The sequence below is a fragment of the Microbulbifer variabilis genome (assembly GCF_020524905.1).
Taxonomy (GTDB): domain Bacteria; phylum Pseudomonadota; class Gammaproteobacteria; order Pseudomonadales; family Cellvibrionaceae; genus Microbulbifer; species Microbulbifer variabilis_A.
Genome location: NZ_JAIVKI010000014.1, coordinates 17,628 through 33,890, shown reverse-complemented (window position 1 = coordinate 33,890; position 16,263 = coordinate 17,628). Strand labels below are relative to the sequence as shown.

The following is a 16,263-nucleotide window of genomic DNA, read 5'->3' as shown; positions in this document are numbered from 1 at the left end:
AAGTCTAATGCTTTATAAAACCTTATGGTTTGTGTAGTTGTTGAAATTTTGAGGCTCTAAAATGAGTATTCTCTATTTACAATTTGATGGGGGCATGAGGTTTGATTTGTCAGTGAGGCTAAGTATGAAGATTCTAGGTTTATGTGCATTTTTAATGCTTGTAGTGATACCCCATGAAGTTACAGCTGCACCATCGTCAAGCCAGAAAGAATTTTCGAGCCACTTGACTTTTGTGGCGCCCAATTCAATACCGGAAGGTGCTCTTCCGATTTTTATTAGAGTTAATGTGGTTCCTAAATCAACTGACATAAAATTAACTTTAAATGAGGATGCTAAGAAATATTGCAAAATTGAAAGTAGGCATTCTGAAGGACGGGGTTTTGTATTTTGGTGTGTGGATGTAAATCCTAATAGCGTGATAGATCTAGCTGTATCTGCGAAAGCTCAACGACCGGGAGATCAAGCATTAGTTTTAATTAATTACGTGTATTCGAAAGGGGCAGCAATGACTATAAAAGATGACCAAATAAACTGTTCCGAAGGGGTGGTTTTAGGTACTAAGCGTTTTCCTTGTTGCGGCTGGAATGCTAAAAGTGGGGAAAGCACCAAGCCGGGCTGTCTATTTAATTTGGTTCCTAGAGGTTAAATTTTTCTAACTGTATTCTTGATTTGTACTTTTGATTGATTGATATAAATCTAACGCGGCTCAAATTAAAGCCTGCTTTAATCTTCACAAGATCTTTTGTTTGATCTGAGTGTTATGTAAAAAACTCTATATCTTGTTTTTTATCTTCCTTCTAAGGTAGGGATAAAGGGCAAAAGGGTTGGCTTTGTCCAAAATACTTAATTTTAATTTTTAGTTCTTGGGGTTTTTATCTATGTCCAAATTATCCGGGCGCGATGTGGATGTGATGATCGGTAGCTACCGTGTCAATTTTGAAGAGGCGAGCCTTTCCATTGAGGACGGCACTAGCACCACTAAAACCCGTGGGATTCCTGATGGTTTTATTGAGGGCGATGTGGCTGCCAGCGGTGAAATCAAACTCAATACTGGGCAGTTTGATGTGATTGTGCAGGCCGCCAAAGAAGCCGGCAGTTTCCGGGGATTGCCAACTTTTGATCTGGTCTATAACGCTGAAACCAGTGACGAAAAACTCAATATTGAGGCTTTCGAGTGCAAATTGAGCCTAACTGATTTGATCAATGCCAACCAAAGTAATGAGCGCTTAATGCACACCATCAGCTTTGAAGTCACTGGCCGCGAGTTTGTGAAAATTAACGGCGTGTCCTATTTGCGCCCTGAAGAAATCGAACGGCTGAACTGATCGACTAGTTAGGGACTGAATATGCCAGATCAATTTGACCGTGCGTCACAGTTGGAAGAAGAGGACCGGACACGCTCTCTAAAAGCACAGCGCAACCGCGCTAACTTCGACAGGCCCAGCCTGGAAAGCTGTGAAGAGTGTGACGAACCAATTCCAGCAGCACGCCAGGCCTTCGGGGGAATCACTAAGTGCATTGAATGCCAGGCATTTTTTGAGAAAACAGGGCGGTAATGATGATGCGTGTGCGGTACGGAAATTTACAAACGGCGATGCTTCGCAAGGGTTATCGATTTTTTGATAACGGCGATTACAACCTCAACTTGATTGGTATTCGCAGTGCCGACCGCAACGCCAATACCTTTAATGATCGGCTCGCCGTTGCCTGGCGTTTTGAGGGTATCCCGCATTGCCTGGTGTTTGCAGCTACCACGGACCCCGGCACTTTTTGGCGAGAAAACCCGGCCAATATCGATGGCACCGCCATTTTGGTTCCTGGGCAGTATTCGGGCGTATGGCAATTGGGCCTTCACCGGGGACAGTACCGCGCGTTAGTGCAGCGGAGGCCGGCGCGCGTGTACCGGGACAATAACCGGGACACCGTGCTTGATGTGGACGCCCCAATCGATGACGGCCTTTTCGGGATCAATTGTCACAGGGCTAGCAGAACTCACGAAAGCCGGCGCGTGGATAAATGGAGCGCTGGTTGCCAGGTACTGGCAGACCCTTTTGATTTTGCTTTGTTAATCGCCTTGTGTGATCGGGCGGCGGAACAGTGGGGCACCACTTTTACTTACACCCTTTTAGAAGAGGCCGATCTATGAGTTTATCAGCAGGCGCGGTTGTCACTGCGGGCAAGTTTATTTTTGGTGGTCTGATTGACTACTTCAAACACAAACGGGAAGTGAAATCCGAAGAGCGTCGCGGAGAGCTGGAAATTAAACGGGCGCGCACCGATGCACAAATAAAGCGGGTGCAGGATGGTGACGACCACGCGGCCGCTATGGACCTGGAAAGCGCGGGGCAGAGGGGTTGGAAGGATGAATACCTTTTAATTTTAACCACCCTGCCGATGGTGCTTTTATTTGTCGCGCCACTATTTGAATTAGTCATTGCCCAGTCTTATCAAGTTGGTGATTTACAAGCGGCGGTCAATGCCGGCTTTCAATCCCTCAAATCCACTCCTGAATATTATTGGTGGGGTCTCGCGGCGGTTTATATCGATACCTTCGGATTCCGCCGTATGTTGCGTCAAGTGGTCGAGGGATGGACAAGCAAACGCATTGCAACTAACAGGGGGCAGTAGTGGAAAACCTCTCTGAACAGCAAGCGGAAGCGGTGGCCAATCGAGTTGCAAAAAAAACCGTAGAAGAATTACTGCAAAAACTGGGCATGGATACGGAAGATGTGCGCGAGCAACAAAAGGACTTTGCTCACCTGCGTCAACAACGCCAGGCAGCGGAGCAGGTTGCCGCCTGGAGTAAGCGCATTTTACTGGGAATTGTTATTTCCGGTCTGGTTGGAACTTTAGTGGCCGGCTTAAAAGCGGGCCTGAATTTAAAAGGGTAATTATCGAAACCCTAATTTCTTAAGGAAAACGACAATGGCAAAAGCAAGCGCAGAAACCATAAACGAAAACACTCAAGACTTTGATGTGAGTGTGGAAGGCCAAGATATCGAATTTAAAGTGACCCGCTCCGATTACAACAAGCTGGTGAATCAGCTGGGACCGGGTAACAAGGTCAACGCCTTTCATAACTTCCTGGTATCTACCGTCACCGAGGAAGGTAAGCCGGCATTGTTAAAGGTATTAGCCGATAAACCTGGTAGTGAAATCGCTATTGGCTCCGATATTTATGAAGCCTACACCCCGGACCTGAAAGTCACCGTAAAAAAGCGTTAGCCCTCGCCGATAGGATGGCGGAAAACGGGTACAGCCAGTTGTGCGCCTATGCGCGCAAGTGGCTTCCCGGTGAACCACTTACAGAAGACACCTTAGCAACCGCGACAATGCTAGAGCGGGAATACTGGAAGAACTTTGAAGCGGCAATAACGAACGGAATCGGCAAAGCCTGGAAGAAATAACGCAATGAGCACCAAGTTTGAAAAGCTAATGTTTCGTATTGGTTTGATTGATAAGGCCAGTGGCCCTATCGGCAAAATTGATACGCAAATGCAAAAGCTCTCCACCAGTGCCACCGTGGGCGGTGCCATGCTTGGTGGTGCGGCGGCGGGCGGCTGGGCTTTGCAAAGTGCGCTCTCTGGGCTGCTGGGGCCTTCGATTGAACTCAACCGCGCAATGGGTGAGGTACGCAGCCTCGACGTACACGGGGAAGCCCTGGAGAAGCTACAGCGCACCGCTTTGGCTTCCTCCATTCAATACGGCACCAGTGCCGCCGATTTTATTCGCGCGTCTTACGATATTCAGAGCGCTATTTCTGGCCTTAAAGGTGGCGAGCTGGCCAAGTTTACCGAGGCCAGTGCCGTACTGGCGCAAGGCACTAAATCCGATGTGGCCACTATTACCGATTACATGGGCACCATGTACGGGATTTTCCAGCAGGACGCTAAACGGCTGGGCAATGCCCAGTGGGTGGAGCTGGTTGCCGGGCAAACGGCGAATGCGGTGCAGATGTTTAAAACCACCGGGGCAGAAATGGCCGCTGCCTACTCGACTTTAGGGGCGGAAGCACAATCCCACGGAATACAAATGGCCGAACAGATGGCCATCATGGGCCAGCTACAAGCCACTATGAGCGGCAGTGAGGCCGGCACCAAGTACAAAGCATTCCTACAGGGCGTAGGCAAAGCACAGGGCGAGCTAGGACTTCAGTTCACCGATAGCCAAGGGCGAATGCTGCCCATGCTGGATATTCTCGGCAAACTGCAAGGGAGACTGGCGGGTTTAGGCTCAGTGGAGCAGGGCCAATTGTTATTGAAAGCCTTTGGTCGCGGTGAAGCGGTAGCCCTGATTCAACAGCTGATGCTGGATACCAAAGGACTAGCCAATAATATTCAGGCCCTGGGCAACGTAAAGGGTATGGAGAAGGCACGGCGTATGGCCGCCGAGATTGCCGACCCCTTCGACCGTTGGCGCGAGAGTAGCAAGGCTGTCCGCGCGGTTATTGGTAATGCGCTATTGCCAGTGATTACCCCGCTGATTGATAAATTCACCGAGGCAAACGCAACCCTGGTGGATTGGTCCTATAAATTCCCACACCTCACCAAAGCCATAGGCATTACCACCCTGGTCATTGTTGGATTGATTTCCACCGTGTTGCTATTTGCTGCCGTGGGTGGCGTGGTGCAATTAACCATGGCCGGGTTAATTGGTTTGCAAACTGCCTGGACGGCGGTAACTGCACTGGGTTCCGGTGCTCTGGGGCTACTAACCAAAGGACTCAAGGCCGCAAGAATCGCCACCCTGTTATTTAGCTTGTCCCTATACGCAAACCCTCTTGTATGGATTGCCGCTGCCGTTATCGGCTTGATTGCAGGCTTGGCACTGCTGGTTATTCACTGGGATACCGTCAAGGCGGCAACCCTTGGTTTTATTCAAGGCTTTGTCGAGCGCTGGGGCGCTATCCGTAAAGTCATCGAAGGCAACCCAATCCTAAAAATACTGGCGGCCCCGTTTCTTTTTGCGGTGGATGCCGTGGGTTTTCTGTTCGAGCAGATAGGAAAAATACCTGCACTGTTTACCCGTCTAAAAAACTGGTTAAGCGAATTGAATTTGTTTGAAGTGCTGGGCGGTGCGGCTGATTGGGTGATTGAAAAATTAAACCTGATTCCGGGTATCAATATTGAAGCCAGTGTGGAGAAAGAGCGATCCAGTATTCCCAAGGCGTCAACGCCACAATACCAACCAAGCGCGGTGCCTGCCGGGGGTATCTCTCAGCAGATCCAGAACAACCAACGCGGCGGCACCCATATCGAAAAGGTGGAAGTCTTTAACCCGGTGAGTGGTTATGGCTTTGTGGATGAAATGGAAATGGCGGCGGGCTAATGGCAGAACCTAAATACCAAGACTTATTAATTGTTGGCAATGATATCGCCTTGGATGCGGTTGGCGTACCGATGGGCATTAGTGACCGCCCATCGATTGCACAGGATATTAAGCACCTGATTCGCGAAAGCGGTTTATTAGTGGAATTGGTGGGTGAACGCCAGGCCGATAAATGGGCCCTGAATTTATCCCGCCTTGAGAACCTGGTGGAGAGTGACACCCGTATTCAACCGGGTACGGCAAAGATTACCCGCTTGGAAGCGGAAACCGTTTTAGTCAGTGCAAAAACTGTCGAGTATCAACACATAGAGTTCACCCTATGAGCGAACAGCAGTTATTTACCAACCTGTTAAAAGAGGGCGGCATTCCCACCACCGAAGAGGAAGTGCGCAAGGAATTTGAAAAGGAAGTGGACGCGGAAAAAGTCGCCTTTACCAATAACCGGGAAATCTCCCCCTGGTGGCGGTTGGTCACGGCGTTAATAACCAAGCCGGTGATCTGGTTGATTCACGCCTTAATCAATTCAGTGATGCCGCAAATGTATGTGAAAACCGCCAGCGGGCCTTTCCTGGCGTTGCTGGCCGATGGGGTAAACCTGAAACCCAAGGTAAAAGCCAAGGCAAAAGGATTTGTGCAGTTCACCCGCGCGGATAGTTCCGGCTCCCTGGATGTGCCCCAGAATACAGCGATACAGAGCCCAGTCATTAACGGGCGGGTGTATACCTTACGCACGACCGCGAAAGTCACCTTTAGCGATGGTCTGGACACCGTGTTGGCGCCTGTAGAGGCAGAAGAAACGGGCAGTGCCTATAACCTGGCAGCGGGCTATTACTCCGTTTTACCGGTGTTGCTGCCGGGAATTATTGCGGTAACAAACCTTGCCGACTGGCTGACGCACCCCGGCACCGACGACGAAGACCCGGAAGAATTGCGCAAACGGATACGCACTCAATTTATGGCGGTGAACCAGTGGCACACCGACGCGGTGTACCGATCATTGATCGCGGGCTTCGATGGGGTGAACGATGACAACGTATTTTTTGACAGTGATGCACCGCGCGGCCCTGGTACTGCTGACGCCTATGTGATGTTTGAGATTGGCAACCCGGATGCCAGCTTTATCCAAAGCATTCAAAGAAAAATTACCGATGAAGGCTACCACGGCCACGGCGACGATCTAAAAGTTTTCGCCATGCCAGAAACACAGCACGATATTGCTGTGACGGTTTATACCATTGGCGGTCTTAGCGAGGGTACAAAAGCTCATTTAAGAGCGGATGTGGAAAACTATATCAGGGCCGCATTTCGGGAAAACCTGGATTACAAGCCAAATTTGGTGAGACCTTGGAGCCGTTTTTCTTTTTCTCAGTTAGGCGGTGAATTACATAAGCAGTTTGATTTGATCAGTGGGGTGAATTTCAACATGGCCTACATTGTTAGCCAGATGAATTTACCGAGAATCAAAAGCCTTACGGTTGCTGTTCCATGATGGATTTGAAATTACCTTTTTGGCTGTCTGGTCCTCAACTTTCCAAATTACGCAAAGCCGCGCAACGCTTTTGGGAACGGGTGGAGACTTGGCTTTATTGGCCGGTGCGACAGTTGGACCCGGAAACCTGTATACCTGGCGCCTTGCACCTGCTGGCCTGGCAAAGAGGGGTAGAACGCTTCGATGGTGAATCCATGCGGCTTTATCGCCTGCGTGTGAAGTATGCGTTTGTGAATGCTCAGGATGCGGGCAGCGTGGCCGGGCTTAAACGTATTTTTGAACGGTTGTTGATTGGGTATGTGGAAATTGAAGAACGCATGCCCGACCGTGATTGGGATGTGATCAAGCTGCATTTATCCGATCAGCAGATGGCAGATAACCCAGATCTATTGCAAATCATTTTGCGCAAGTATGGCCGCTTATGTCGCCGTTATGAATTTGAGGTTTTAACCGCGATTCAAACACAGCTACGTAGCGTGGATTGTGGCCACGACAACAGCTATTTAACAGCTTCACTATAGGGGGAGAAGATGCCCGCAATTATTAATACTGGAGCGGCTTATATCGCAGCCAAGACCGGCGCCAGTGAGCCGGTAGACATCACCCAGTTTGTTCTGGCGGATATTAACGGCTTGGATCATAACCAGTCGGTCAATCTGGCAGAGACAATGCCCGCTGCAAATACCATTGTTTATCAAGAGGCGGTTTCCCAGAAAGGTTATTTAACCCCGGATAAGGTGGTGTATTCCCTGTCCATGGATACCAGTATTGGGGATTTCCATTTTAACTGGCTGGGATTGATGGCCAGTGATGGCACTCTGGTCGCAGTTGCTTATTTACCGCGCACCTTAAAAGTGGCTACAGCCAACGGGGTGCAGGGTAACAATATTACCCGTAATTTCCTTTTGCAGTTTGCCGACGCCCAGCAGGCCACCGGCATTAACATACCCGCCGAAACCTGGCAGATCGATCTAAGTGCCTGGTTAAATGCCATGGATGAACGAGAGCGCGTAAGTAACCGGGATATCTATGGGCGCGCAACTTTCTTTGAAAATGGTTGGAAACTGTTACAGAGAGACGGGGAATATTTTCTACAGCCGGGCATTGGTTATGTCGAAGGTATCCGAATTGTAAATCCTCAAGAAATCAAGGTTGCAGTCCCATATATCCCTGCTGAAATCTGTCTGGATGTTTCGTTTCAAAAAAATGTGGATCAGGTTACTGCTGTAGTGACAGTGTATCAGGGGCGACCTTTAGATTATGTTGATAGTGCAGGCGTTAAACATTTTGTAGAAAAAATTTCTTATGTCTCCGCCACTGGCGAGGCTAATGAGCGACGTAATTTGCACAACATCGATAATATGGGCGTGTTGCAATACTTGCTGACCCGCACCAATATTTATGTATCTCAACAACAATACGCCTCATATACAGAGCACGGTATTGTTAAGCGCGCGACTAATGCGCAGGTATTAGCGCGCGTTGATGATGCAACTTATGTTTCCCCCAAACAATTATGGGCGGCCTTAGATCATTTGATCCCAAAAAATGTCGGGGTTTTCTGGCATGGGACTATTGACGATATCCCTGAAGGTTGGGCGCTGTGCGATGGTAAAGACGGACGGCCTAATGCCATTAATCGGGTGATAGTGTGTGCTGGTGATGAATATCAGCCAGGCGCTATCGGTGGTGAGGATTCCCGAACTACTAGCAGCAACGGAGCGCATTCCCACGGGGCTTCCTCGGCGAATGCTGGGGCACACTTCCACAATGGCGAAACAGCGGAAGCCGGCTGGCATGCTCACGGCGCTAGTACTGGGGATGCGGGTAACCATTCTCACACCGGCTCAACGGGCAGCGCGGGTGGTCATTCCCATTCCATTTGGGTTGATAACCACACGCTGTCTACTTCCCGTATTCCGTCCCATGGCCACAGTATTAACAGTGTGATGTTGTTGAAATGGCCTGGTTATGAAGCATCGGGATTCGGGCCGGATTATGACCCCAGTGACCGGGACGGCGCGGTAGTAACCGGTGCTAATAATGGTAGCGGTGGGGCTCATAACCACTCGGCGGGCAGTGATACGCAGGGTTGGCATACCCACAGCGTGGGCATTAGTGATGGCGGTGTTCATAGCCATTCCGTATCGGTAAACCACGCAGGTTCTCACAAGCACTATTTTGACACTTCAACGAATGGCAGTCATTCACACAACATTACGGTGAACAGTGGCGGTGGCCACTCTCATTCCGTGGATGTACGCCAACGCTATTACGCGGCAGCACATATTATTCGAGTGGCTTAGGAGTAAACATGAAATTATCCATTATTAACGGGGACGCCGGCGACGATACGGTAGTGATCGATGGCAAAGCTTTTCACTTTAATTTGTCCGGGTTGATCGATGATGCAATTTGGGCGGTGCAATGGAGTGATGAAGGCAAAAAGCCTCAAGGAGAAATTGAGTACCGAGAGGGCCCCCACAAAAAAATCCAATCGATAAAACCTTTTCAAAAAATTATTGATCGCTGGAATCAAGAAAAAACCAAAGAAGAGGAAAGCGCTGCACAGGAGCAGGCTTTCTATCAAAGCCGCCAATATGCCCTAGACGTGATTGACAATTTAGCCGGTAAGGCGCGAAAGCGTTTTGTGCCTATCGGCTACGGTATTACGGATGAATACGCACGGGTGAAAGACGGGGCGCAGCAGTTTGCAGAGGCAGGCTATACGGGTGAAGTACCGGCAGCAGTGCAAACCCATGCAGAAGTTAAAGGCGTTTCGACACAGCAAGCCGCAGAAGCGATTTTACAGGCTGCGAACAATTGGAATAGTGCGCTGGACAAGATTCGCGATATTCGCATTACAGCCAAAGCGGCTGTAGAGGCGGCAGAAGAGGGGGCGGATTACCTCGCTGTCGCTCGACCATTTCTGAACACATTAAAAACCTTGGAGCAATAAAACATGGGACGCAAAATTTTAGGCTTTTTACGCTGGCACTTTGAACCACGCCACCTGACAACCCCGCTGGCGACTACAAACAACCTGGCCACGATTGAAGTATTGGAAGGCGGTCGCGGGGCGGTAGTGCGCGGACAAACGCATATTTATATTTTTGGTGTGCGTTTTGCCAGCATCCAGCGCACTAAGCCCTGGCAGGATTAATGGCCTATGACCTGGCAGAGCGCACAAATCCAGTTTCCTCCCAGTGCTAAGAGCCTCAGCGATGCAGTTGACGCGACCCTGGCACAGGGCAAAGGGGAAATCACCGAGGCATTGTCACGGCTGGGGGCAATCTCCCCCAGCTTTGCCACTAACCCAACGGCGAGCACGGCAACCGGCAGTGGGGCAACACAGAATAGCCTGGTGGATCTGTTCGGGGCCGAAATGCGCGCGCTCGTAGTTCATCCCTATCAGGAGGGCGTAGGGCAGGGGGAGAGCTATAGCCGACACCTCAGCGCGCCCAATGCGCAACAGGCGCTGGTGGCAAAGCTGGGGGACGCCTGGGACAGCCACAAGCCAGCGGGCACCCTGGAAGCGGTGTGTATCCTGATTGCAGAGCAGACGCTGACCACCTTCGCTGCCAGGTTAAAAGCAGCCTGTCAGCTGTTCCCTATTTCCGAACTGTGCGAGGCCGAACACCGCGCGGAGCAACTGTTGCGGCTGGAGTCTGAAAAGTCGGTACTGCCTGGGGCGCCTCTGGGCGGCCACTGGCGGCCGCGCCGGTTGACCCAGTTACAGACAGCCCGTTGGGCCTCGCAAGCGATAGGATCGGAGATTGCCAGCGCCTACGGCTACGAGGTGGAGAACTCCAACCCTTTAGAGGAACTGCAAACCCTGGCCACCAAAAAACAGCAATACCTGGACAGGGTACGGGCTGAGACGGAAACCCTAGCCGCAAAGTTTAGCGGGACGGGCAATACCTACTGCCTGTTTGCTGAGGGAACAACCCGGCAGATTGCCAGCCGGGTGATTTCTTCGCACCCCTTCGATCACAACCATGTATTTAGTGCGGCCATGCTGTTTACCGCAGCCCCTGGAGAGCTAACCGTTTTAAAAGAGTTGTTCGGGCTATGAGATTAAATGACTTTGTGCTGCGCGGTTCTGAAATCACCGTGAACGGCGTTTTACGGATTGAGACGGAATCTCTCGGCGGTAATACCAGCAGCACCGACCGGGCAAAGAATGGCATCAAGCCAAAGGCCCTGACAGTCTCCCTGGTGATTGCCTTTAATAAATCCGCCGATCTATCAGAGCTGTTACAGCAAGCCGAATCTGTCGATGAAAATGGAAAGCTGAAGGTCTTTGATATTGTGGACGATACCGCAAAGGCCATGAATATTCGGCAGGTTCAGTTTAATGAGGCGTTCAATGTTCGCCAGATTCCAGAAAAGAAAGCCTGGCGGGTGAATTTCACCTTATCGGAATATTTATCTATTCCAGAAAAAGTAGAACAGCGACAAAAAACCCAGACCGCCCAGCGGCAGAGTGCCAACGGTGAAGCGATAGCCGCCGCAGACACAGAGCAGCAAGACGGGACAGAAACCCTAACCGGCTTTGAAAAGGTATTGAAGTTTGCCGACGACGCACTAGCCCCCGATACAGAGGAGAGCGCTGGTGCAGTTGCATAAACGGCTGACAGTGAATGGTGAAGTGGTGCCCCTCATCGATGACGATGTGCGGTTGGATTTATTTTCCCCTGGTCGCGCGGCTTTTAAAGTGCGCAGCACCTCAAAGTTAAAAGGGCTTGTGCAGCTGGATTTGGGGTACAACCCCAGCCAGCTTCAGCGCTTTTTTATAGGCTATGTGGTGAATTGCACAGCAATAGATAGCGACCAGAAAAAACTACTATGCCGCGAGCTGACAGCCTCGCTTGCGCAAGTGGTCCCGCTGGCTGAACGCTATGTCACCCTGGCGGGGGTGTTGGGCGTTATGTCTGCGATTACCGGCTTGCAGTTTGTCACCGGCACGGGGAGTTATGCCGACAATAAAGCCCCGGCTTTTTACAGTGCGGGGACCGGCTATTGGGTAATGGATCACCTGGGGCAAGCCTTCGGTATACCGCAATACACCTGGCAGCAGCAGGGCGACGGCAAGGTGTTTGTAGGCAGTTGGTCCGATAGTTACTGGGCGGGCCGCTTCCTGGAGCTGCCTGTGGGTTTTGCTACAAACTTTGGAATTGCCAACCGGGCCAGGGTGGCTTGTATTCCAAGACTGCGTCCCGGTGTATTTTTAAATGATAGCTATATCACCAAGGTAGAGCTTGCCGGTAATTTTATGAATTTGGCGTGGAGTGCGGACCCGTGGAACAACAAATAAACCGGATGATTGGCCGGCTCTACCCCGAAATAAAAAGCGGATTACATTTGCCGATCTTGGCAAAGGTGGTGGCGATTAGTGACCCCATGGAAAAGCCGGAACTCGCGGAAGAGTTTCGCCCCCGTTATGGCGTGGATGTGCAGGTATTAACGCCTGAAGGCAAAGCGGGGGAGAAGTTGCCCATTTTCCGTAGTGTGCCGCTGCCCCTGCAATTTGCCGGCAATGAGCGCGGGGCTTTTGGTTTTCCGCAACCGGGCACGGTAGTTGAATTGGCTTTTGCCTATGGCCAGCCGGACCAGCCTTTTATTCGTACCGTGTTATCGCGCGGGGTAGGGGTTCCGACGCTCGACCGTGAGGATTTACTTTGGCAGCAAAGCGACTCAGTGCGGCAAAAGGTGGACGCCAGCGCAGACTGGAGCCGGGAAACCCATGGGGATATTCGCGAGAGTTCATTGCGTCGCATTATTGAAGCCGCCGAAATACAGACAAGCTGTGACAGCGAACACCGCCAAGCCCGTGAGCATTCCGTGGAAGAGGTGGCCGGGGTAAAAATAATCGAAGTCCTGGGCGCTTTGCGCCTTTTGTCTGGTGGCAGCCTAAATATGTCGGCACTGGATAATTTAAACCTGACAACCGCAAGCGACCTCAACCACTCAGCAGGCCGCGACCTAAAAGAGCAAATAGGGAATATTCGCGAGTCAGTGGCCAAGGCTCGCCAAACCATCAAAGTTAAAGACGGCGGCAAGGTTTGGTTGGGTAGTGAATCTTTAAACGTACTTAAGGTATTAGAAGATTTGATTGGCGTAGTGTCGGCCCTTGCCGCCACGCTCGCCACACATACCCATCCCGGTAATGGACAAAAGCCGAATCAAGATGCGGCAATCAATGGCCATAAGAGCAGTGCTGATACACTAAAAGCTGACCTTACCGGATTGGTTGCGGAAGATAGTTAAGATAATTATGGCTACATATCCCCCATCAGATCAGGTGAGGCTTGTTGCGAATAGAACCAAGAGTGCCGTTGAAGTAGCTTTAACACTAATGTTGACCAATTGGTCAACACCTAAAAAAATAAAGACTATGTATGGCTTTGCTGCTACAGACCTAGATCGAACGAGCGCAGCTAGTTCTTTGTCAACTTGTTCTATCATTTATTATGAGGGTAATAGAGCCCTAACACATCGTTGTCAATAAAGTACTCAAGGGTTTTATATTGATCTGGATTAGTTCAGAGAAAACCTCTACACACTTAGTCAAAAGGCAAGCAATGGAGCCGCACGTTCTTTACACTAGGGGTTGGAACTCGCCCAGTAATACTCTAGCCCAGAGGAGCTGAGTTGATGTGGGATACTATTCAGTATGGCTACAACTACCTTACCACCCAAAGCCTTACAACGCTTTTTCTATTACTCTGGGTTGTTATCGTTTTTGAGATACCTCGCTATCTATTCTCATTCTTCACCGCACTAGCATTTTTTAAGGCGAAACCAGAACTAGATACAGACTTAAATAGCTTGGGAAAAATCTCCGTCATTATCGCTGGGCACAATGAGGAGAGAAGCATAGAAAGGTGTGTGCTTAGCCTATGGGAACAAAGCCGACCGCCTGATGAAATTATTGTCGTGAGTGATGGCTCAACGGATGGTATGAAATACAAAATACGCAATTTATATAAGAAGGGACTTATCCATGGCGCCCATGCAACAGATATACGCGGGGGGAAACCTGCAAGTATCAACCTTGCTTTGCGCTATTGTACAGGGGATATCATCTTAAACGTGGATTGTGACTGTTCCTTTGATTATCAAGCTATTAGAAATATCATCTTGCAGTTTACTGATTCCAAGGTGGGGGCAGCTTCAAATAATATTTTTGTGCGTAACTGGAATGTCAGTTTATTCACGACTTTTCAAGCCATTGAATATTTAATTGCTATCTCTCTTGGCAAACGTGCTCTTTTTATGCTCGGGCAAATGAGTTGCGCTTCGGGGGCCTTCAGTGCATTCAGAAAAGAGGCGTTAATCCAAGCGGGTGGTTTTGATTCAGGTGGTGGTGAGGACCTAGATATAACACTGCGTATACGGCATTATGGGTGGAAGATTGGCTACAGTCCTGAATCTATCTGCTATACCGACGTACCTACAAACTTGGTTGCACTTGTTCGGCAGCGACTCCGCTGGGAAAGAGACGCCATTCGCTTGCGTTTTAGAAAGCATCGCTATTTTATCAATCCTTTTAATCGTAACCTAAAATTTAAAGAGTTTTTTCATCAGTTTGAGTTTCTCTTATTTAATGTAATAGCTGTGCTAATTTTACCGATTTATCTTGTCTGGTTATTCTATGAATATGGTACAAATGCCTGGTTCATTCTAATAGCAGCTCAAATAATACTCATGCTGCTAGACATTGTTACTTTCACCCTTAGCGCCATCGCCACCAAAAAACTGATTGCAGCTCCCCTTTGGCCATATCTAATTGGGTACAGCATTCTATATGTAAACCTAATGCGTCTCGTTCGGCTCTATTCTTATATTCAGGAGTGGGTATTTAGAACCTCTTATTCCGACAGCTATGCCCCCTCTAAAGTGCATCGTGTCAGGGAGTAAGGCCAATGACAACTGCGACCTAAAAGAGCAAATAGGGAATATTCGCGAGTCAGTGGCCAAGGTCCGCCAAACCATCAAAGTCAAAGACGGCGGCAAGGTTTGGTTAGGCAGTGAATCTTTAAACGTGCTGAAGGTATTAGAGGATTTGATTGGCGTAGTGTCGGCCCTGGCCGGCACACTCGCCACACATACCCACCCCGGTAATGGACAAAAGCCGAATCAAGATGCGGCGATCAATGGCCATAAGAGCAGTGCGGATAGTTTGGAAAGCCAGCTTAAGCCAATAAGGGCCTAAGTTTTTTATTGCATTAAAGGAAGATGATTATGGGAAAGAATATAAACCGATACGCTATTTTTGCCGAGAGAGTCCATCTTATGAATGGTGGAGCAAAGAGTTTTAGAGGTTCCGCGCCTACTGAAGAAACGGCAATGGAGCTGGCAGAAGAGATTGCGAAATCTAAGAAAGCAGAGTTTTATTCCTGGCTGCAAATTCTTGATATTGTGACCGGAACCTATACCGAGTACTCGATAAAGTGGGGTGGGGTATTGGAGGAAAGAGAGTGCTCGCAGTCCTAGGTATATACTCTCTTCTAATATACTTCTACCCAGTGGTTGGGTAGAAGTTAATATAAGCAATTGTATTGTAGGCTAATTTTTTTTATCTTTTTCTGTGCGAAATTGTGACAGTTCAATTTCAGAAAATAATTTTGCATCACTATTCTTTGCGGCTCTTTCGATATCGGAGTCACTTTGATTTTTTATAGCTTCCCAGTTTGTCGAACCGCGACTGTTCTTAATCTCTTCAAGTTTGATTTTTTTCATTTTCACCACCTTTTGGTACTGGTTTAAACTCTTTCAACTCTTCATCATTCAAATTTGGGGAGTCGGGGTCTGATATTATTCCTTTGTTGATGTCGGCCTCGGTCATGCTATCAACAGTCTTTTTGTCTGTTGAGCCTCTAGATTTTTTAATATCTTCAAGTTTTATCCGTTTTACGGTCATTTCCAAGAGTCCTCGAATGGTTTAAGTATACCTAGTTCGTATGAGCTTCTTTCACGCCTATTTGCCTTCCTGGCACTTATTAGGCGAGTAATTCCATTGTTATCTCTAAATGTATAAACAACCATAAGAATTCCAAATCTAGTCATTCCTATAGTTTGGTATCGTTCTTCCCCGTAATCCTTTCGAGTATCTTTTCGATATATCCTTCTGTCATCGATAAACACGTGAACTGCATCTGCAAAATCAATATTATGTTTTTGCTTGTTTACTGAATTCTTAACTTCATCCCATTCAAAATCCATTTTTTATCCTTGCGCTGGGGTTTCCTAATTGGGTTTTGCGCCAATCATATACCACTGTTTCCCCTAAACAAACGTAGGTTTTGGTCGGGAGTTATTCGATTATTTTTTTTCAATAAACTGAATGCAGGAAAGTAATTGTTGATTCAGGGACTAAGAGTAGAGAATAAATTTTTGGGAGTGAAGCCCTAAGCATCTTTTATGGCTTCCCATCTCTCCAC

General features: G+C 48.9%; 25 protein-coding genes. 22 read left to right on the top strand and 3 right to left on the bottom strand.

Annotated elements, in window-relative coordinates; translation table 11 throughout:
* The first annotated feature begins 61 nt into the window (after positions 1–61).
* The 22 genes from LC073_RS15240 to LC073_RS15135 all read left to right on the top strand — a co-directional run bounded on the left by LC073_RS15240 (position 62) and on the right by LC073_RS15135 (position 15,316).
* Complete coding sequence (locus tag LC073_RS15240) at positions 62–646, top strand: hypothetical protein (protein WP_226648140.1); 585 nt, start codon at positions 62–64, stop codon at positions 644–646.
* 232 nt (positions 647–878) lie between these two features.
* Positions 879–1,325, top strand: a complete 447-nt coding sequence (locus LC073_RS15235; protein WP_226648138.1) for a phage protein — start codon at positions 879–881, stop codon at positions 1,323–1,325.
* A gap of 21 nt (positions 1,326–1,346) precedes the next feature.
* On the top strand, positions 1,347–1,556 hold the full coding sequence (locus LC073_RS15230; protein ID WP_226648136.1) for a TraR/DksA family transcriptional regulator: 210 nt from the start codon (positions 1,347–1,349) through the stop codon (positions 1,554–1,556).
* A gap of 2 nt (positions 1,557–1,558) precedes the next feature.
* The gene (locus LC073_RS15225; protein WP_226648135.1) at positions 1,559–2,146 is read left to right on the top strand and encodes a hypothetical protein; all 588 of its coding nucleotides are present in this window, start codon (positions 1,559–1,561) and stop codon (positions 2,144–2,146) included.
* Positions 2,143–2,628, top strand: a complete 486-nt coding sequence (locus tag LC073_RS15220) for a hypothetical protein (RefSeq protein WP_226648133.1) — start codon at positions 2,143–2,145, stop codon at positions 2,626–2,628. The genes LC073_RS15225 and LC073_RS15220 overlap by 4 nt, the downstream gene beginning before the upstream one ends.
* A complete protein-coding gene (locus LC073_RS15215; RefSeq protein ID WP_226648131.1) occupies positions 2,628–2,891 on the top strand; it encodes a hypothetical protein in 264 nt (87 codons plus the stop codon). The genes LC073_RS15220 and LC073_RS15215 overlap by 1 nt, the downstream gene beginning before the upstream one ends.
* A gap of 34 nt (positions 2,892–2,925) precedes the next feature.
* On the top strand, positions 2,926–3,225 hold the full coding sequence (locus tag LC073_RS15210; protein WP_226648129.1) for a putative phage tail assembly chaperone: 300 nt from the start codon (positions 2,926–2,928) through the stop codon (positions 3,223–3,225).
* Between the two features lie 14 nt (positions 3,226–3,239).
* Entirely contained in the window at positions 3,240–3,407 is a 168-nt protein-coding gene (locus LC073_RS15205) for a DUF6890 family protein (RefSeq protein WP_226648127.1), read from the top strand.
* Between the two features lie 4 nt (positions 3,408–3,411).
* A complete protein-coding gene (locus LC073_RS15200) occupies positions 3,412–5,328 on the top strand; it encodes a phage tail tape measure protein (RefSeq protein ID WP_226648125.1) in 1,917 nt (638 codons plus the stop codon).
* Positions 5,328–5,651: a DUF2590 family protein gene (locus LC073_RS15195; protein ID WP_226648124.1), complete on the top strand. Its 324-nt coding sequence runs from the start codon at positions 5,328–5,330 to the stop codon at positions 5,649–5,651. Before LC073_RS15200 ends, LC073_RS15195 begins: the two co-directional genes overlap by 1 nt.
* Positions 5,648–6,817: a baseplate J/gp47 family protein gene (locus LC073_RS15190; RefSeq protein WP_226648122.1), complete on the top strand. Its 1,170-nt coding sequence runs from the start codon at positions 5,648–5,650 to the stop codon at positions 6,815–6,817. Before LC073_RS15195 ends, LC073_RS15190 begins: the two co-directional genes overlap by 4 nt.
* Entirely contained in the window at positions 6,814–7,338 is a 525-nt protein-coding gene (locus LC073_RS15185) for a phage tail protein (protein WP_226648120.1), read from the top strand. The genes LC073_RS15190 and LC073_RS15185 overlap by 4 nt, the downstream gene beginning before the upstream one ends.
* 9 nt (positions 7,339–7,347) lie before the next feature.
* A complete protein-coding gene (locus LC073_RS15180; RefSeq protein ID WP_226648119.1) occupies positions 7,348–9,123 on the top strand; it encodes a phage tail protein in 1,776 nt (591 codons plus the stop codon).
* Positions 9,124–9,131: 8 nt separating this feature from the next.
* Positions 9,132–9,776 carry a hypothetical protein gene (locus LC073_RS15175; RefSeq protein WP_226648117.1) on the top strand — a complete coding sequence of 215 codons (645 nt, stop codon included), beginning with the start codon at positions 9,132–9,134 and terminating at the stop codon, positions 9,774–9,776.
* A 3-nt stretch (positions 9,777–9,779) separates the two neighbouring features.
* Positions 9,780–9,980, top strand: coding sequence for a hypothetical protein (locus tag LC073_RS15170; RefSeq protein WP_226648116.1), 201 nt, complete (start codon positions 9,780–9,782; stop codon positions 9,978–9,980).
* Positions 9,981–9,986: 6 nt separating this feature from the next.
* Positions 9,987–10,892: a hypothetical protein gene (locus LC073_RS15165; protein WP_226648114.1), complete on the top strand. Its 906-nt coding sequence runs from the start codon at positions 9,987–9,989 to the stop codon at positions 10,890–10,892.
* Positions 10,889–11,446 carry a hypothetical protein gene (locus LC073_RS15160; RefSeq protein WP_226648113.1) on the top strand — a complete coding sequence of 186 codons (558 nt, stop codon included), beginning with the start codon at positions 10,889–10,891 and terminating at the stop codon, positions 11,444–11,446. Before LC073_RS15165 ends, LC073_RS15160 begins: the two co-directional genes overlap by 4 nt.
* Positions 11,433–12,134: a hypothetical protein gene (locus LC073_RS15155; RefSeq protein ID WP_226648111.1), complete on the top strand. Its 702-nt coding sequence runs from the start codon at positions 11,433–11,435 to the stop codon at positions 12,132–12,134. Before LC073_RS15160 ends, LC073_RS15155 begins: the two co-directional genes overlap by 14 nt.
* Positions 12,119–13,087: a hypothetical protein gene (locus tag LC073_RS15150; RefSeq protein ID WP_226648109.1), complete on the top strand. Its 969-nt coding sequence runs from the start codon at positions 12,119–12,121 to the stop codon at positions 13,085–13,087. Before LC073_RS15155 ends, LC073_RS15150 begins: the two co-directional genes overlap by 16 nt.
* Before the next feature lie 387 nt (positions 13,088–13,474).
* Entirely contained in the window at positions 13,475–14,740 is a 1,266-nt protein-coding gene (locus LC073_RS15145; protein WP_226648107.1) for a glycosyltransferase family 2 protein, read from the top strand.
* Entirely contained in the window at positions 14,727–15,035 is a 309-nt protein-coding gene (locus LC073_RS15140; protein WP_226648105.1) for a hypothetical protein, read from the top strand. The genes LC073_RS15145 and LC073_RS15140 overlap by 14 nt, the downstream gene beginning before the upstream one ends.
* A 29-nt stretch (positions 15,036–15,064) precedes the next feature.
* Positions 15,065–15,316 (top strand): hypothetical protein, encoded by a 252-nt coding sequence (locus LC073_RS15135; RefSeq protein WP_226648104.1) that lies wholly within the window; start codon positions 15,065–15,067, stop codon positions 15,314–15,316.
* Between the two features lie 72 nt (positions 15,317–15,388).
* On the opposite strand, the gene LC073_RS15130 is transcribed toward LC073_RS15135, so the two are convergent.
* From LC073_RS15130 to LC073_RS15120, 3 genes are read right to left on the bottom strand one after another with little or no spacing between them, the layout of a single operon-like run.
* Complete coding sequence (locus tag LC073_RS15130) at positions 15,389–15,562, bottom strand: hypothetical protein (RefSeq protein WP_226648102.1); 174 nt, start codon at positions 15,560–15,562, stop codon at positions 15,389–15,391.
* Positions 15,543–15,743, bottom strand: a complete 201-nt coding sequence (locus LC073_RS15125) for a hypothetical protein (protein WP_226648101.1) — start codon at positions 15,741–15,743, stop codon at positions 15,543–15,545. The genes LC073_RS15130 and LC073_RS15125 overlap by 20 nt, the downstream gene beginning before the upstream one ends.
* Entirely contained in the window at positions 15,740–16,045 is a 306-nt protein-coding gene (locus LC073_RS15120; protein WP_226648100.1) for a BrnT family toxin, read from the bottom strand. Before LC073_RS15120 ends, LC073_RS15125 begins: the two co-directional genes overlap by 4 nt.
* Positions 16,046–16,263: the final 218 nt, after the last annotated feature.

Excerpts from the sequence above, each read along its gene's own strand:
- LC073_RS15240 (WP_226648140.1), top strand. The coding sequence starts at position 62 with ATGAGTATTCTCTATTTACAATTTGATGGGGGCATGAGGTTTGATTTG.
- LC073_RS15235 (WP_226648138.1), top strand. The coding sequence starts at position 879 with ATGTCCAAATTATCCGGGCGCGATGTGGATGTGATGATCGGTAGCTAC.
- LC073_RS15230 (WP_226648136.1), top strand. The coding sequence starts at position 1,347 with ATGCCAGATCAATTTGACCGTGCGTCACAGTTGGAAGAAGAGGACCGG.
- LC073_RS15225 (WP_226648135.1), top strand. The coding sequence starts at position 1,559 with ATGATGCGTGTGCGGTACGGAAATTTACAAACGGCGATGCTTCGCAAG.
- LC073_RS15220 (WP_226648133.1), top strand. The coding sequence starts at position 2,143 with ATGAGTTTATCAGCAGGCGCGGTTGTCACTGCGGGCAAGTTTATTTTT.
- LC073_RS15210 (WP_226648129.1), top strand. The coding sequence starts at position 2,926 with ATGGCAAAAGCAAGCGCAGAAACCATAAACGAAAACACTCAAGACTTT.
- LC073_RS15205 (WP_226648127.1), top strand. The coding sequence starts at position 3,240 with ATGGCGGAAAACGGGTACAGCCAGTTGTGCGCCTATGCGCGCAAGTGG.
- LC073_RS15200 (WP_226648125.1), top strand. The coding sequence starts at position 3,412 with ATGAGCACCAAGTTTGAAAAGCTAATGTTTCGTATTGGTTTGATTGAT.
- LC073_RS15195 (WP_226648124.1), top strand. The coding sequence starts at position 5,328 with ATGGCAGAACCTAAATACCAAGACTTATTAATTGTTGGCAATGATATC.
- LC073_RS15190 (WP_226648122.1), top strand. The coding sequence starts at position 5,648 with ATGAGCGAACAGCAGTTATTTACCAACCTGTTAAAAGAGGGCGGCATT.
- LC073_RS15185 (WP_226648120.1), top strand. The coding sequence starts at position 6,814 with ATGATGGATTTGAAATTACCTTTTTGGCTGTCTGGTCCTCAACTTTCC.
- LC073_RS15180 (WP_226648119.1), top strand. The coding sequence starts at position 7,348 with ATGCCCGCAATTATTAATACTGGAGCGGCTTATATCGCAGCCAAGACC.
- LC073_RS15175 (WP_226648117.1), top strand. The coding sequence starts at position 9,132 with ATGAAATTATCCATTATTAACGGGGACGCCGGCGACGATACGGTAGTG.
- LC073_RS15170 (WP_226648116.1), top strand. The coding sequence starts at position 9,780 with ATGGGACGCAAAATTTTAGGCTTTTTACGCTGGCACTTTGAACCACGC.
- LC073_RS15165 (WP_226648114.1), top strand. The coding sequence starts at position 9,987 with ATGACCTGGCAGAGCGCACAAATCCAGTTTCCTCCCAGTGCTAAGAGC.
- LC073_RS15160 (WP_226648113.1), top strand. The coding sequence starts at position 10,889 with ATGAGATTAAATGACTTTGTGCTGCGCGGTTCTGAAATCACCGTGAAC.
- LC073_RS15145 (WP_226648107.1), top strand. The coding sequence starts at position 13,475 with ATGTGGGATACTATTCAGTATGGCTACAACTACCTTACCACCCAAAGC.
- LC073_RS15135 (WP_226648104.1), top strand. The coding sequence starts at position 15,065 with ATGGGAAAGAATATAAACCGATACGCTATTTTTGCCGAGAGAGTCCAT.
- LC073_RS15130 (WP_226648102.1), bottom strand. The coding sequence starts at position 15,562 with ATGAAAAAAATCAAACTTGAAGAGATTAAGAACAGTCGCGGTTCGACA.
- LC073_RS15125 (WP_226648101.1), bottom strand. The coding sequence starts at position 15,743 with ATGACCGTAAAACGGATAAAACTTGAAGATATTAAAAAATCTAGAGGC.
- LC073_RS15120 (WP_226648100.1), bottom strand. The coding sequence starts at position 16,045 with ATGGATTTTGAATGGGATGAAGTTAAGAATTCAGTAAACAAGCAAAAA.